This window comes from Paenibacillus senegalimassiliensis (genome assembly GCF_001486585.1).
Lineage (GTDB): Bacteria > Bacillota > Bacilli > Paenibacillales > Paenibacillaceae > Fontibacillus > Fontibacillus senegalimassiliensis.
In genome coordinates this window covers 641889-655309 of sequence record NZ_LN909045.1, presented here as the reverse complement: position 1 = coordinate 655309, position 13421 = coordinate 641889, and the positions used below count along the sequence as shown (strand labels likewise).

15 protein-coding genes are annotated in these 13421 nt (G+C 39.6%); 3 read left to right on the top strand and 12 right to left on the bottom strand.

The window, feature by feature from the left end:
* Positions 1-216 precede the first annotated feature (216 nt).
* From BN3279_RS23430 to BN3279_RS12900, 7 genes are all read right to left on the bottom strand, one after another.
* A complete protein-coding gene (locus BN3279_RS23430; protein ID WP_082673062.1) occupies positions 217-1584 on the bottom strand; it encodes a vWA domain-containing protein in 1368 nt (455 codons plus the stop codon).
* A gap of 3 nt (positions 1585-1587) precedes the next feature.
* Positions 1588-2682, bottom strand: a complete 1095-nt coding sequence (locus tag BN3279_RS12925) for an AAA family ATPase (RefSeq protein ID WP_059051425.1) — start codon at positions 2680-2682, stop codon at positions 1588-1590.
* 90 nt (positions 2683-2772) lie between these two features.
* The gene (locus BN3279_RS12920) at positions 2773-3075 is read right to left on the bottom strand and encodes a hypothetical protein (protein ID WP_148466843.1); all 303 of its coding nucleotides are present in this window, start codon (positions 3073-3075) and stop codon (positions 2773-2775) included.
* Positions 3076-3133: 58 nt separating this feature from the next.
* Positions 3134-3493, bottom strand: coding sequence for a DUF4258 domain-containing protein (locus tag BN3279_RS12915; protein ID WP_059051421.1), 360 nt, complete (start codon positions 3491-3493; stop codon positions 3134-3136).
* Positions 3494-3535: 42 nt separating this feature from the next.
* Positions 3536-4432, bottom strand: coding sequence for a DUF6744 family protein (locus BN3279_RS12910; protein ID WP_059051420.1), 897 nt, complete (start codon positions 4430-4432; stop codon positions 3536-3538).
* Between the two features lie 90 nt (positions 4433-4522).
* Positions 4523-4963 carry a hypothetical protein gene (locus BN3279_RS12905; protein ID WP_059051418.1) on the bottom strand — a complete coding sequence of 147 codons (441 nt, stop codon included), beginning with the start codon at positions 4961-4963 and terminating at the stop codon, positions 4523-4525.
* Between the two features lie 478 nt (positions 4964-5441).
* Positions 5442-5993, bottom strand: coding sequence for a hypothetical protein (locus BN3279_RS12900; RefSeq protein WP_059051416.1), 552 nt, complete (start codon positions 5991-5993; stop codon positions 5442-5444).
* 670 nt (positions 5994-6663) lie between these two features.
* Between BN3279_RS12900 and BN3279_RS24005 the strand changes: the two genes are divergently transcribed.
* The 3 genes from BN3279_RS24005 to BN3279_RS12885 all read left to right on the top strand — a co-directional run bounded on the left by BN3279_RS24005 (position 6664) and on the right by BN3279_RS12885 (position 8641).
* Positions 6664-6981: a hypothetical protein gene (locus BN3279_RS24005; RefSeq protein ID WP_187377790.1), complete on the top strand. Its 318-nt coding sequence runs from the start codon at positions 6664-6666 to the stop codon at positions 6979-6981.
* Positions 6982-7187: 206 nt separating this feature from the next.
* Positions 7188-7925, top strand: coding sequence for a hypothetical protein (locus BN3279_RS12890; protein WP_059051412.1), 738 nt, complete (start codon positions 7188-7190; stop codon positions 7923-7925).
* A gap of 95 nt (positions 7926-8020) precedes the next feature.
* Positions 8021-8641 (top strand): hypothetical protein, encoded by a 621-nt coding sequence (locus BN3279_RS12885; RefSeq protein ID WP_059051410.1) that lies wholly within the window; start codon positions 8021-8023, stop codon positions 8639-8641.
* 152 nt (positions 8642-8793) lie between these two features.
* On the opposite strand, the gene BN3279_RS12880 is transcribed toward BN3279_RS12885, so the two are convergent.
* The 5 genes from BN3279_RS12880 to BN3279_RS12860 form a co-directional block, all read right to left on the bottom strand.
* On the bottom strand, positions 8794-11055 hold the full coding sequence (locus BN3279_RS12880) for an ATP-binding protein (RefSeq protein ID WP_059051408.1): 2262 nt from the start codon (positions 11053-11055) through the stop codon (positions 8794-8796).
* 95 nt (positions 11056-11150) lie between these two features.
* Positions 11151-11411, bottom strand: coding sequence for a stage V sporulation protein S (locus tag BN3279_RS12875; protein WP_059051405.1), 261 nt, complete (start codon positions 11409-11411; stop codon positions 11151-11153).
* Positions 11412-11415: 4 nt separating this feature from the next.
* Positions 11416-11655: a hypothetical protein gene (locus tag BN3279_RS23805; RefSeq protein ID WP_059051403.1), complete on the bottom strand. Its 240-nt coding sequence runs from the start codon at positions 11653-11655 to the stop codon at positions 11416-11418.
* A gap of 144 nt (positions 11656-11799) precedes the next feature.
* The gene (locus tag BN3279_RS12865) at positions 11800-12285 is read right to left on the bottom strand and encodes a JAB domain-containing protein (protein ID WP_059051401.1); all 486 of its coding nucleotides are present in this window, start codon (positions 12283-12285) and stop codon (positions 11800-11802) included.
* A 548-nt stretch (positions 12286-12833) separates the two neighbouring features.
* On the bottom strand, positions 12834-13292 hold the full coding sequence (locus BN3279_RS12860; protein WP_059051399.1) for a hypothetical protein: 459 nt from the start codon (positions 13290-13292) through the stop codon (positions 12834-12836).
* Positions 13293-13421: the final 129 nt, after the last annotated feature.

The window sequence follows — 13421 nt, the reverse complement described above, 5'->3', positions numbered from 1 at the left end:
CGCCAACCAAATATTTGACGTATTGTCAAGCTAAGTGCGACTGCTCCTCTTAAAAGGATTCGTGAGCGGTTTTCCAACTGAAACAGAAGATCAAAGCGGATTCGATCCCGCATGCTCAAAAGGCTTCTAGTTGTACGTTGAATGCTTGATCTTTTCATATTAAATAACCCTCCCTAAAATAAAGAACAGGACAGAAATAATCTGCCCTGCTAACCCTCATATTTCAAATGCCTGATGTACTGACTCATCTTCAAACGAAGAAGCTCTGACAATCCGGTCCGAGAAACCTTCTACTCCTTGAATAGACTCCCTTCCAAGCAGTAGTGACAAGACTGAAAATCCCTTTTTCTCCTTCAGTTCATTCCACGCCCCTAGGAAATGTTCATTTACCTGAGACTCGCCATCTGTCACAAATACAATATCCGCTTTATTAAATCGGCTCTGCTGGATAATATGACTTGCTGCCCTAAGTGGCGATTGAAAGTTTGTTCCTCCACCTAGAAAAATAGTCGCCAACTGAATCATATCCTGAACAGTGATTTTTCCACGCTCATAAATCATTGGCTCAGCAGCATCTGAAGAAAAAGGAATCCATGCAAAGTCTCTTCTTTGCTTACGTGCAATACTCATCAAGGCTAGTGCAAAGCCTTTAGAGATCGTATCCTGGCTGCTCATGCTTCCTGACTGATCCATGCACAATATGATTGGTCCTTTACCCAACTGTTCAGGCCCCTTTGTATCATACTGAAGCGTCTGGCCTTCGACATAACGGTGTAGGAAATCCATTTTCGTCATGGGGTTGGCGTAACTGCCAAGTTCCATCGGAAGCAGTTGTTCTATATCATTTCCCTGCTTGATCCCATTACGGTTGATAGCATCCTTATGCTTCGAGCGCTGTTTCCGATTCGCCATCACTTTCATTCGACCAGCCCATCTCGCAATGTCCTTCATCTTCTTGTCATGGCTCAACCTTTCAGCCAGAATAAGTTGATCTTTCAACGGAACCTTTTTTAGTTCACTATCTCCGCTTCCAGCCTGCACACCTCCCAGAAGAGATTTCACATTCTCCTTGGCTTCTGTTGCTTCCTGTGCAGCTTTGGCAAGCATCTTAGATAGCTCATTGCCATTTTGATTCAAGGCTGAGGATAGCGCCTCTGATGCTTCCTGTGATGCCCCTGCCTTTCCCTTCATATAGTTTTGCAAGGCACCCGCCAAGTCCTGATCTTTTTGCGCTTGTTCCTTTACCCAGCCAAGAACCGTCTCGCTATACTTGGTCGTGCCAAGCGCGGCTGACAGATCATCCAACCTAGTAAACTCACGGAACTCCTGATAGCCTTCGTCTGACATGACTCTCTCCATAAGTTGATGATTCATCTCCAAGCCTTCAGGAACTTCCTCAAGCAACTCAGGTTTCATTTTAAAAAGACCTGCCCACATATCACCCATTAATGGCTGGAAAGAGGGAAACAAATTACTTCCCTCTTTATCAACCTCTCTGAGTTTCTCAGACATCTCCATGATCTGCCCAAAGCGTCTTCGATCATATAAATCCGTATTTAAAACAGAACCTTTAAGCTCCTTCATCTCCTACACTCCCAGCACTTGGGATGCGATATCAGTTAACGATTTCTGGACAAGAGCAATGACTTGTTCAACTTCTGGCCGATTTGGATTATCCTTTTGGAGCTTTTTAAGTTCGCTGACTAAGCTCTTAAGTTTTTTTGTACTTTCTACAGCCATATCCGTAGAATTATTGGACTGTTCAAGGCCCTTCAAAATATCAGCAGCTTCGATTTCAATCTCTTCAACACGAGTCTTCACAGCATCCTGAGCATGATTACGTACAATTTTGGCTGTCTTATCACGCTGCTCCGGCTTCTCCCACAGACTATGCTTAAGAATAATGAGGTCTTCAAGCTCTGCATAGTCTCTGCCAGCAAGTACAGCCTTTGCTCGAATGACCGAAAGAATCTGTTTGAAACGTCGATCTGAAGGACGGATACCTTCATCCATCAACTCGCGTCTAATCTTACTCAGCGCTTCGAAAACTTCATCAGGAATAGTGACCGTATCACTAAAGAACTGGAGTTCAAATAGTTCATCAATGCTCATGTCGGCTGTGGATGACGCAGAACCTTTCAACATGGAAATAAAGGACTGATCTTCACCGATGTAGTCAACCTCATACCTGAGCAGGAAGCGGTCAAACAGAGCTTCAAGCCCTTCCCCTTCTTCTGGATATTCATTTGAACTTCCGATAAGGGACATCAACGGAACTTGTCCAGGAGCGCCATCATTATAGAACATCCGTTCATTAATGAGAGTGAGCAAGGCATTCAGTATTGAACTGTTTGCTTTGAAAATCTCATCCAAAAATGAAGTGTGAGCCTCTGGCAGCTTTCCAGTCGTATTCCGCTTGTACACACCTTGTTCCAGTTCCTTCAACGAAACAGGCCCAAACAGCTCCTCTGGTGTGCTGAACCGTGTTAGCAGCCATTGGAAGTAATTCGCTCCTGTGAAACGTTTTGTTAAGTCACTTACCAATGCGCTCTTTCCTGTTCCTGGCGGTCCTATCAATAAAGCATGCTGACGGGCGATCATTGCCACCATCAAGCCCTCAACCACTTCTTCACGTTCTGTATACTGACCATTTAATGCATTCTGGATATCCTTGATTTTCATTTGGCTACCTCCATTTTTTAGATAAAATAAAAAGAGCCAACGCTTCTCAAATTAAGAAGTCATCAGCTCTTTATTTTATAAATTCATCAGTTACTGCTTAAACACTCCTGCTTGCTCCAATGATTCAAGAAGCTTGCGCTCATGTTCATCAGCTCGGTTCATGTTAACTGGTTTAATCCCTAATTCAGCTTTCACCTTCTGAAAATAAGAATCGGGAATCGCATCATAGTCAATGGCGATTAAAGGCTTTACTTCATCAGGGATCTGGTCTGCAATACTTTCAACAACCGCAGCCGAATGTAAAGGATAGTGTTCTTCCCCATCAATAAGCTCATATGGGAAGTTCTTTGTTTTGACATTACGAATAATCATGTCCTTTTTTCCTTTCGTCACCGTATCACCACCCCGAAATAATGCTCTTATTATACACTAAATAGGGCAATGTAAGTACCTATCTGATGTGACGACCGCTTTCAGGAAACATAGCCGTCACTACAGTAAATACAATTCCTTGATTTCTTTTCTTAATAGCCAATCCAACAGCAACTTTTCGATCTTCATAAATTCCGACAACTGTTAAGACCGGATCAGAATTGGTGAAAGGCTGCTCACCAAACGGGTATTTTTTGATTTCATGCATTTCGGTAGGTTCATTATGATACAGAATGGATTCGATCATCCGTTTTGTAATCATTCGTTCCTCCATCCGCTCGCCCGCATGCTGACTGTATCTTACTTTGTCCAAATCAATATGATCTTGAAGCACCTTTCGGATCAAAGACCAATGCTGTAAAAAGGCTTGTCCGTTCATGAATTATCCTTTCTGTTATCCAATACGATAACGAATCCTGTTTTAATCAGCCATATTTGTCAACGCACTTGCCACTTTTTCACGGATGAGCGCAACATATGCCTCCATCTCTTGCAAATCACCTGCGACAATCGCTTCGTAATCCTTCACATTGGACACAACCGCTTTGGCATCCTCAAGAATAACCTTAAGCTCATTCTTCTTAAGTTGATTAGCTACTCCATTCTCACAGGCTGCAAGAGTCCCTTGAAGATGATCCATGAGCTTACGAGTCACCATGTTTTTCATATCCATCGTGTTCATTACAGGCACCTTCTCCGCTTCCCCTTTCTCAAGAGACGCAACGAATTGATTCAATGCATCCAAGTTGCCTTCAAACTGTACCGGTATGAAGTAAACACCGCCAGATGGTCTGACTGGTGTAGGAGACATGCTTTTCAGGACGCTAGTGATCAATGTACGAAGTGTATTAGCTCCATAATTGTTTCGATAGATATCAAACTGCAAGGCAGCGTTGTTCACTAGCTGCTGTGCCATTGATGAAACAAAGCTGCTTTCTACCGTTCCAGTTTTCCGATCCAGAACCAATGCTCCAGCATCTGAAACATAGTTCAGCCTTCTGCCTTTGGTATCCTTGGTTTCGCAAACCAAATTTCTTTGTACGAAAGTGCTGGTAGAAGCCACCTCGCGGAACATATAGTTCTCGTATACTCCAGGTGATACTTCCCGCTTGAATTTTTCACTTGTAGCTCTTCTAAAGGCATCGGGGAGTCTTATATCCTTGGGCATCCAACCATTTCCTAATCCAGACTCAACGAGCTTTTGTTTAAGCTCGTCAGGAGTAATCAGCATATTCGCTAATGAATTCCAAGTTAGAAAACCAATCGCATTACCTTGACTGGCCGGGACAGCTACAACATCTTTTAAAACAGTATTCATAGATGAAACCTCCTCATTTTTAATAAAAAAGACCAATTCCTAAGAAGAAGGAATCAGTCTTTGATTAACATTTAATTGTGAGCCAATAGGCTACACCCGAAATACTCTTGCTTTCATGCCGGAAACAATCGGGCTGTCCTTCATTTGTTGAGTCAGACTAGCCATCTCGGTAACAAGCTGATTTCTTCCCGCATCTCGCTCCTGTATGTCTTCAATCATGTCTTTGGCGTAATTCATGATCTCCTGCACGCTTCTCCAGTATAATTGTCCCTTCAAAGCGCTAACTTCTTCAATCATGTCTTTGCTCTCATCCATAAGATAAAATTTCTTTTCTTTCAGTTGAAGAACCACATCAGCACCAATGTCCAGTTCATCGTCGTTTTGTCCCCACACTTCTACTGCGACATATGGAATCACCTCTGCCAGCAATCGAACAAATTCATCGGACTGTTTACGTCGATTTTTTTCTTGCTGCAAAAATGAGGTCACCTCAGCTTTAATGTGATTTTCCTTCTTGAATAACTTGAACATGTTCGTTCATCCTCTCATTTTTATTTAAAAAGCAAAAAAAGCCGATTCCTACATGGACGAATCCATGCAAAAATCGGCTTTTATAAACGTAATCAAAAATTCTATAGGCGCAATGTAAATACGCATTTAAAGCTTTATCAGAGCCTTTCGGTACTCTTCAATCCTTTTCTTCAGCAGATGGAAGTAACGGATAAAGTAAATTGTCCTGTATTTTTCCTCTCTTCATATAGAAGATCACAGGAGAGGTCCTACATCATTATCTATGTCCCTAAGGGACACGAAGCTCTTGTCTCCAGCAAAAGGGAGTTTAGAGGTAAATATAATTACAGCAATATTATAACATCGACAATTCAAAAATGCAATCATACGTTCGCTCCTATGTTCAGTGCTAATATAATCTCATACAATTAGCTGAGCGATGGGAATTGTTTTAATGTTCATAATACTCCTCCAAAAGAGAAAGCACCTCTAGGGGTGTTTAGATTGCTCCATTATTCCGTAAGTTTCTCATAATTTGTGGGTTATCTTCTTCAACGCTGTAGAAAAAGACCTCATCCACATGCTTCTCAATATCCCACTCTTTAATGCCCCACTCATTTGTCGTAATCAAAATTATTTTTCTGGAATTACTCTCACTCAATTCGGTTATGAATTTTTTATATCGCTTTCCATAATCCAATACAGTTTGAACAGGAAAAAACACAGTGAAAGTATCTTCGTTACCTTTGGGATTTTGCCTAGTTGTAGTGGAGTAACTATTAATGTTAACGGTCATCTGACCTAACTTATAAGTAGTTGTAGATTTAATGGAAGAAGGTAAAAGGTTTTTATTAAAAGCTTGATTAATAAATTCAGTAATATTTGCCATAGAAGACGTTCGTATTATCCCCAATTTGAAGACTTGGTTTAAACAAGATAATACAACTCTTAATTTAGCATCATTATCATAACCTCGCACCAAGAGAATTTTTTTACTATTATCATTCAGAAAATTATGCACAGCTTCAGCAGCTCTTTGTTCATCGTTCATTGCACCCGCCCCTTTTTTATCAATAATACACACTTCGACAAAAAATCTCAGATTACCTCCCTTATGTTAAGTTGGTTTCCATACACAGGCTCGACAAACAGGGCAGTACAGCAACGCTACACCCCGTCCTGCTCTTCTAACATCTTCTGCCTATATATTTAGGACAAAAGAAAAAGCACCCCCGGAGGATGCTTATACACCAACATGCTCATCTCTTAAGTTTGGTGTTATGAGTAAATACGACCTCGAAATCTCCGCACTTTGTACATATCAATTTCTTTTCTTGGAGATTTATAAGTAATTCCTCTAACCTAGGATCACTCTGATCCCCACAAACAAGGTTGTTTACTTTACACAAATTTTCAAATTCTTCTCCCTTTGAATAAGTTGCACGACATACACAGCACTCCGCAATAACCATTTTAAACTCCTCCCATTCTTTATCCTTTAATAATATAACATTTTTTTCTAAATATGTTTTTTCAATTGATAAAATGGAGCGGTTATGGAACGAAAAATTATACCTAGCATATGGTTATTAGCCTAAAATACAACATTCAGCTAAATCGCAAGAAGTCTTTAAAGGGAATCGCATCTCAAATTTCAATGTGAGTGCCGACTTCACATGCACGCTAGGTACCTCGTAAAACAAACAAAAAGTCGCCACCGTGTGGTGCAATTTACAGGCCACCAAGGCAAAGCGGTGCGTGTAGTAACGCTGAAGAAATCGCCGATATGTACAAGTCTCGTTAGACGATTGAGTCTTTTTTCTCGCTGGATCAAGCAAAATTTGAACGTTCCCGTCCTATTTGGAACGACACAAAATGCGGTATATAATCAATTATTTGGTGGCATGATTGCTTATGTCCTAATGAAATTCATTCATGTACAAGGAGTAAGGAAAAATACACCAAATCCTTATCGTTTGCAGGTTTTACAAGGCTATTCCTTTGTAGTGCCCTGCCAGTTGTATGGCAGATTAGTTTGAAAGGATATTAGCATTTTACTGGACATCAAACCGTTTTAACCCTGTATAATTTTGGTTAATCAACAGACGTGTTATAACATAATTCTAAACAAAGATCAATTTATATATTTTCCCATTTAATTGACTACAAGTATACATTGTTATATATTGGAACAAATGGGATTGAACTGCCGGCCGGCTTTCAATAAAAAAAACTGGAGGTTATTATGAAATTAAAAACGCTACCACTTCTCTTAGTACTTATTCTTACTTTTACTACTACAAGCGGAGCATTTGCAAGTAATGCCAGTCCAACTCAATTATCTCCTCAATCTGAACTAAATGACTTACAAAAATCAAAAGATAGCAATTACATTATTCAAAATGATCCTATTGATGAAGCAAATGCAAATATCCCTCAACAAGGATTACTCGATTTTCAACCATTCGGGGATGATCCAGGTACCGGTGCCACTAGAGTAAATCTCGTTACTTACGGTTCCTATGCAGAACTTGCTACCCAAGATACTGCTACAGGAACTTTTAGCACAATTCAAAATAACCTTATGTGGATTATTGGTAATTTCGTCTCAGGGACTGTCGGAACAATAATTTATAATGTTGTTGATTTACTGTTGGATAACATCGAAGTTTCAAAGGTAGCAACTGCAAAAACAATGGTTGGCTACACTTACCCAACTAAGCAAGGTCAGGTATGGTATGATAATTCATGGCATACATTATTTGAAAGCACAAATAGAAACACTTACAAATATTACTATGCTCTTTATTGGAACAAAGATAAGGTTCAAAGACAAGGCATAAAAGATTTTACACCTGATAACGGTTATGGGCCTGCTAGAATCCAAACTGCAGCACATTATAATAATAATAGTTATATTCAAACGCAAGCATATAATAACTATTTACAGGGTAAAAAATATACAACTGAAGAATGGTTCTAAAGTAAGCTGTCTTTATTCTCTTAAAGAAACAACCAGTTATTATTCTTTGAGTGAATAATAGCTGGTTGTTTTTATAATGATTGGAGGACATAAGTATGAAAAGTATTCGTTTGCTAATTGCTTTTTCTCTTTTCTCAATGCTATTCATTGGCTGTGATCAAAGGAAAGACATTAATCCAGTCGAATCAAAAAAAAATGCTGAAAATGAAATTAGGCAGGATACCTATACTAAGCTTTCTGAAAAAGAGGATTTGGATGAAAAAGTAAAAAACAACAAAGGGATTTTTGTTGCTGAACAATATAAACCATACGACATTTCTGCTTCAGTTACTTTTAATCATGAACAAGATGCTGATCGTATTGTCTATGAAATTCTAATGGAAAATTTTACTTCTGAACTAAAAAACGTAATTCAATCTTTTACTTTGGAACCCACTATGATTCAGTACTATTTAACAGGGGATCTCACATCTACCAATGCCTTGAATAATTCTGAAACAAATCTTTATCCAAATAAAGAACCCTTTGGGTTAAGCCTTTATCGAGGATATGTCATTAATAATGAAACAATAAACATGTTAACAGATGACTCTTACCTAAATATGTATATAAAAATTTCATATGGTGATAAGAATAACAGAACTGAAGACTTCTGGTATATCAAGGCAACACCAACTAAAGAAGTTCTTGATTATTTAAAGTCAATAGCTCATTAATTTGTTCATTTCATTGTATATGTAAAATAAGATATTTGTAGTTTGTAGAATAAGTCATTATATAATAACAATCTAAAAATACTCTCTACCATTACCAAGCTCTTCGAAAGTAGTTAAGTGACTCCCTCCCCAAAATGTGAGGAGGGCCATCATCAGCAGATTCTCTTTACAATATCTTCAGCTCTATTTTGTACTGGGTCAGTCCAATGTCGGTCTTGTCGATCAGACAAAGCTTCTTCAACTTCATTACGTAATTCTCTATAATCTTCAACCGCATCGGATAGCTCTCCTAAAGCCACCTCAAATTGCTGGTCAAAACCTGCCTCTACAAGTAATTTCTGAGCCAATCGCTGTTTAAGAATCTCCTTTGCTTTGTCCTGTAGCTTATTTTGGAGGACTGTATCATTTGGAATTACTTTTTTGTGTCCGTACTCCTCCATTTTGTTCTCCAGCCACTGAATAAACTGTGGCGTAGTCATCGCGTTAAGTTCAACGCGTGACTCCTGCAACCAGTCTTCCCACTCATAGTTGATATAACTGGCTGTAGGACGATGGCGATTGCCACGCTTGAAGCTTTCGACTTGCAGCCCCATAGCTATCGCCTCTTCCGGATCAAGTCCCAAATTGATAACTTTAAATTTGCGTCCTGGTCTTGAGATAGTTGAATGCTGTAATGTCTCATAGATCATAGTCCCTGCTGCATCAGCATCATGAACACAGAAAAATGTAATTTCCTCATCCGTTTCCCCCAATAAGTCAAAAACGTCTTTAACAGCACGGTTCGCAAATCCTTTGGAGGTAATCAATGCACAATCGTATCTCTCAGGAAACTTCACATCTTTTAATGAAGCAAAATAGCCTTCCTTCTCAATGAAGATGATTTTGTTAAACGTCCATTCTGGCCGTGCATAGTTTTGTACAGCAATCGTTCCAAGGGGAATCTCATCTCCTCGATGCGGATGATACATAATACCTCTTGGATCACGGTACATGCCTTCAATTTCGCCATAGTCGTTCTCATACTCAGAAATTAATCGGCAGAAGTAATTGTATTCAGGCTCTTTATCCAATGCCTCCATCACATAAGGTCTAACCCCATAGTAGAGCTGACGCAAACTAAAAATGTGGGTGCCGTTGCCACTTGTTTTCTGAATGGCTGCTGGAAGGTTAGATAGTATAAGTTCCTTCTCATTCCTAGCCCCTCTGTTGCTCGTCTTCACTCGGTACTTATATTGCTCTTTATTAGCAGAAAGCATAACCTTCTCAAGCACTTCACTCATAGGGCGAAAATCGGGAGCTTTACCATCAGAAGTAATAGGCATGTAAGGTGTAATCAGATTAAAGCGGTAGATACCCGGACGTGATTTCTTCATTTCAATGTAAAGACCACCACTCCAGATGGTGACTTGTTTCCTGCTGTAACTAATTCTTACGTCAGTAGCAGCAACCGTACTGTTTACGTAATTCCACATGTAAGATCGACTGTCCTGATTATCGTCGTCATGATATTCAACCCACGCTTTTGCTACAAAAGGAATCTCAGCATCATGTCTACCACGGGAAGATCGAATAGCAAAAGTACCCGATTGCTTCTTATAAGAACCTCCATGTGCGAAATCACCAGCTTGACCTAACGAGTTAGCTTTCACACGAGCATTTCCGCTTCTCAGTATCTCAAGCAACTGCTCCGTTTGAACAAATGAAAGCTCGTTTGATATTGAATTAGAACCAAACATGCCTTCAATTTGTTGGTGGATACCCTTATCTGTTTTATGGAAATAGGCAGCCAGAGATAGCAAATCAACTTGGGCAGCGTTGCACACTTCATAGAATGCTTCAGATGTATACCAGAATGTCGATGTCTTTCCTTTGAAGGATTTACTATCTCTCACATGAGCCATTCGTATAGCAGCCTTTCCCCAAGTCAAATCCTGGTCAGATATTTGTATAGAACCCAGGTTTACTTCTATCTTCGTCCCTATTCCATTCCAATCAGAGATATGCTGTTTGGTAGTGGTTCCATCCTCGTTAAAGATCAAAGCATAGGTCTTCCCGTGGGTAGAGACAAACAAACTCCCTCCGGTTGAGATAACAGCTCCTGTGACTACACGTAAGCCGTTTCCTAATGCCCCTCGGCTGGGCAACCTAAGCAGTTTGCTGGAAACCATAGGACGATTAATAGAAAAATACGTTTCAATAAGATCAGGATTGATTCCGTCACCCTTGTCAGCAACTACAAAGCTATTCTGATTAGTCTTATGGAGTTCGCAGCTTCCTGAAATATCCAAAGCGTTATCTACCAATTCCTTGACCACAAGTCTTGGGATATAATCCCGATGCACCCCTGCCTTTTGACAAAGCGTCTCCATGTTTCTAAACATCTTCCAGTCTTCACGAGTAAATGTAATGCTCATTAAAATTCTCCTCTCATATTTAAAAATAAAAGCAGTCACCACCTCGGAAGATATCTTCCAAGTGGTAACTGCCTTTTACTTAAAACCGCATTCATTTATCTATTTTCTACGACTATCTTCATTCCGGTGACTTTCTCACCCTTCAAGTCTGCCTCCATAAAAAGCGGAGTACACACCATATCAGCATTCTGCACAATTGAATCCTGTGCAATAGCTACAGCTTTAACAGCCTTACTGATGGCGTTATCTCCTACCGCTTGTAGTTCGATCACTCCACACTTGCGAATTACATTAGCAATTCGTTGGGCTGCGTCAACTGGATTGGCGTGAGCAGAAACTCTACAAATAGAAATCATTTTCTTAAACCTCCACTTTCTTAACAACTCCTCTTTGAATAAGCAATTGTTTAATTTGGTTATCGAGTCCTTCCCTGCTCTCATTACTGTAATCTCTGATGAAAGATTCAAATATAACACTAACTTCTACAGCCGGTTCATTTACAAAAACAAACCCAATTTTCAAAGGTGTGCAGTCTTTAGAAATGTAAATTTCAGCACCCCAAATGCCTGTTCTCTGAATTTCATTATCTGTGGAAAGCATTCATAGTCACCTTTCCTTCTTTACGTAAAGTCTTTACCGTTATTAAGCTCAAGACTTCAGGAGGGGCAGCAAGCAACAAAGCCGCTACCCACCTCTCCTTACTGTTTCGTTTCAAAAGTTCATTTAAAAAGCGATCCTTGGCGGTCATATGATGCCCTGCTCTTTTAAAGACACATATCCTTCAGTACCAACGACGATATGATCAACTACTTCAATACCAAGAATCTCTCCAGCGTTAACAATCCTTTTCGTCCAACTTATATCCGTTTCGCTGGGCGTGGGATCTCCGCTTGGATGATTATGCACGCAAACGATAACGGCAGCATTTTTACTGATTGCAGGTTTGAATACTTCACGAGCACACACAGACGCTTGATTCAGCCCCCCCATAGAAATCAACTCTTTTCCGACCATCCGGTTCTTAGAATTTAACATGATGATCATGAAGTGTTCTTTGTCCAACTCCATTAAGTCAGATGCCATCAGATATACATCCTCTGGAGTATAAAGGTAACGAGGAGCGTCTTCCTCCATCACTCGTTTTACAAGCCCTAGAAGCTTTTCAGCCTGCTTACGTCTTCTAGGTGGCAAATTACTCAATTGAGATTCCATTACCATAAAGTCTTTCATTTTAACTCCTTCCCGTTTATCCCAAGCCGCCTTACGGCGGTGTTGGAAATAAACACCGCCGTTTAATGCCGGGCGAGAGGCGATATAGTTAGTTTATTAATAAAAAGTTGATTGGCACTAAGCACTTATAGCAAATCAACTTATTAAAACTCAAATAGAAAATTAGGCTTTACAGAGCGCAAAAAAGCCGACCTTCATATGGTGTAAACCATACAAAGTCGGCTTTTAATGTTAATTTTTAGTTTTTAATCGAAACAGCTATTACCTCTTAAAGAGTCCTTCCGGCACTCTCTCCCTTGTCTCTAGCTATCGAGAGTATGGGGAAAACATTTGCCCTGCTTTTACCTCACTCTTCCTTTCAGTCGAAAGTCAGCAGGATCGAGGATACTTCATCTTCCTTTGTCTCCGGCAAAATCGGGAGTGTAAGGTTATAAAAATAATATGTTTTTATTATAACTTTTCCGCTATTGAGGTGCAAGCATATGTTCGCTTAGTTTTGCAAAGTGAAACTATCACCGCGTAATTACAGACCTCATGAAACCCTATGATTAAACATATGTAACATGGCGTATATTCGTCTCATATTCTTCTGCTACTATAGCGACAGCGTCAATTAACTTGTTCAGGAACTCATCATTTTTTTTAATTGATATTGGAAAACCAAAATACATACTATCCTCTTCATAGCCCCAATCATCTTTGCCTATAAAATCAAAATCCACATCGCCCTCAAACTTCTTTTCAAGCTTTATAGCAATTTCTTCAATACTTCCAGCATCATCAAAGTTTATAACGACAACATCAACCAGCCTCTTATCAATCTCAATTGCTACAATTGGCAACTTAATCCAAAGTTGTTCTATTTCACTCTTCATTCCACTTAGTTTACTGCTCAATTCTTGTTCAGATTGTGCCTCACTTACCGCTTCTATCAATGCAGCCCAAGGTCCGGGTATAGATTGTAAAACTGCTTTAATAACAAATTTTGAAGCCACATTCTTTAGCATTGTTTGTCACTCCTTTTCATTTTCCATTATGTCTACAGTTTATAATTCAACAATTTTCCATTTATTCCTTCTTAATTAAAAAAAGTATGTGAGCGGGACTTGATTGTATGCTGAATTACTATGGTTCGC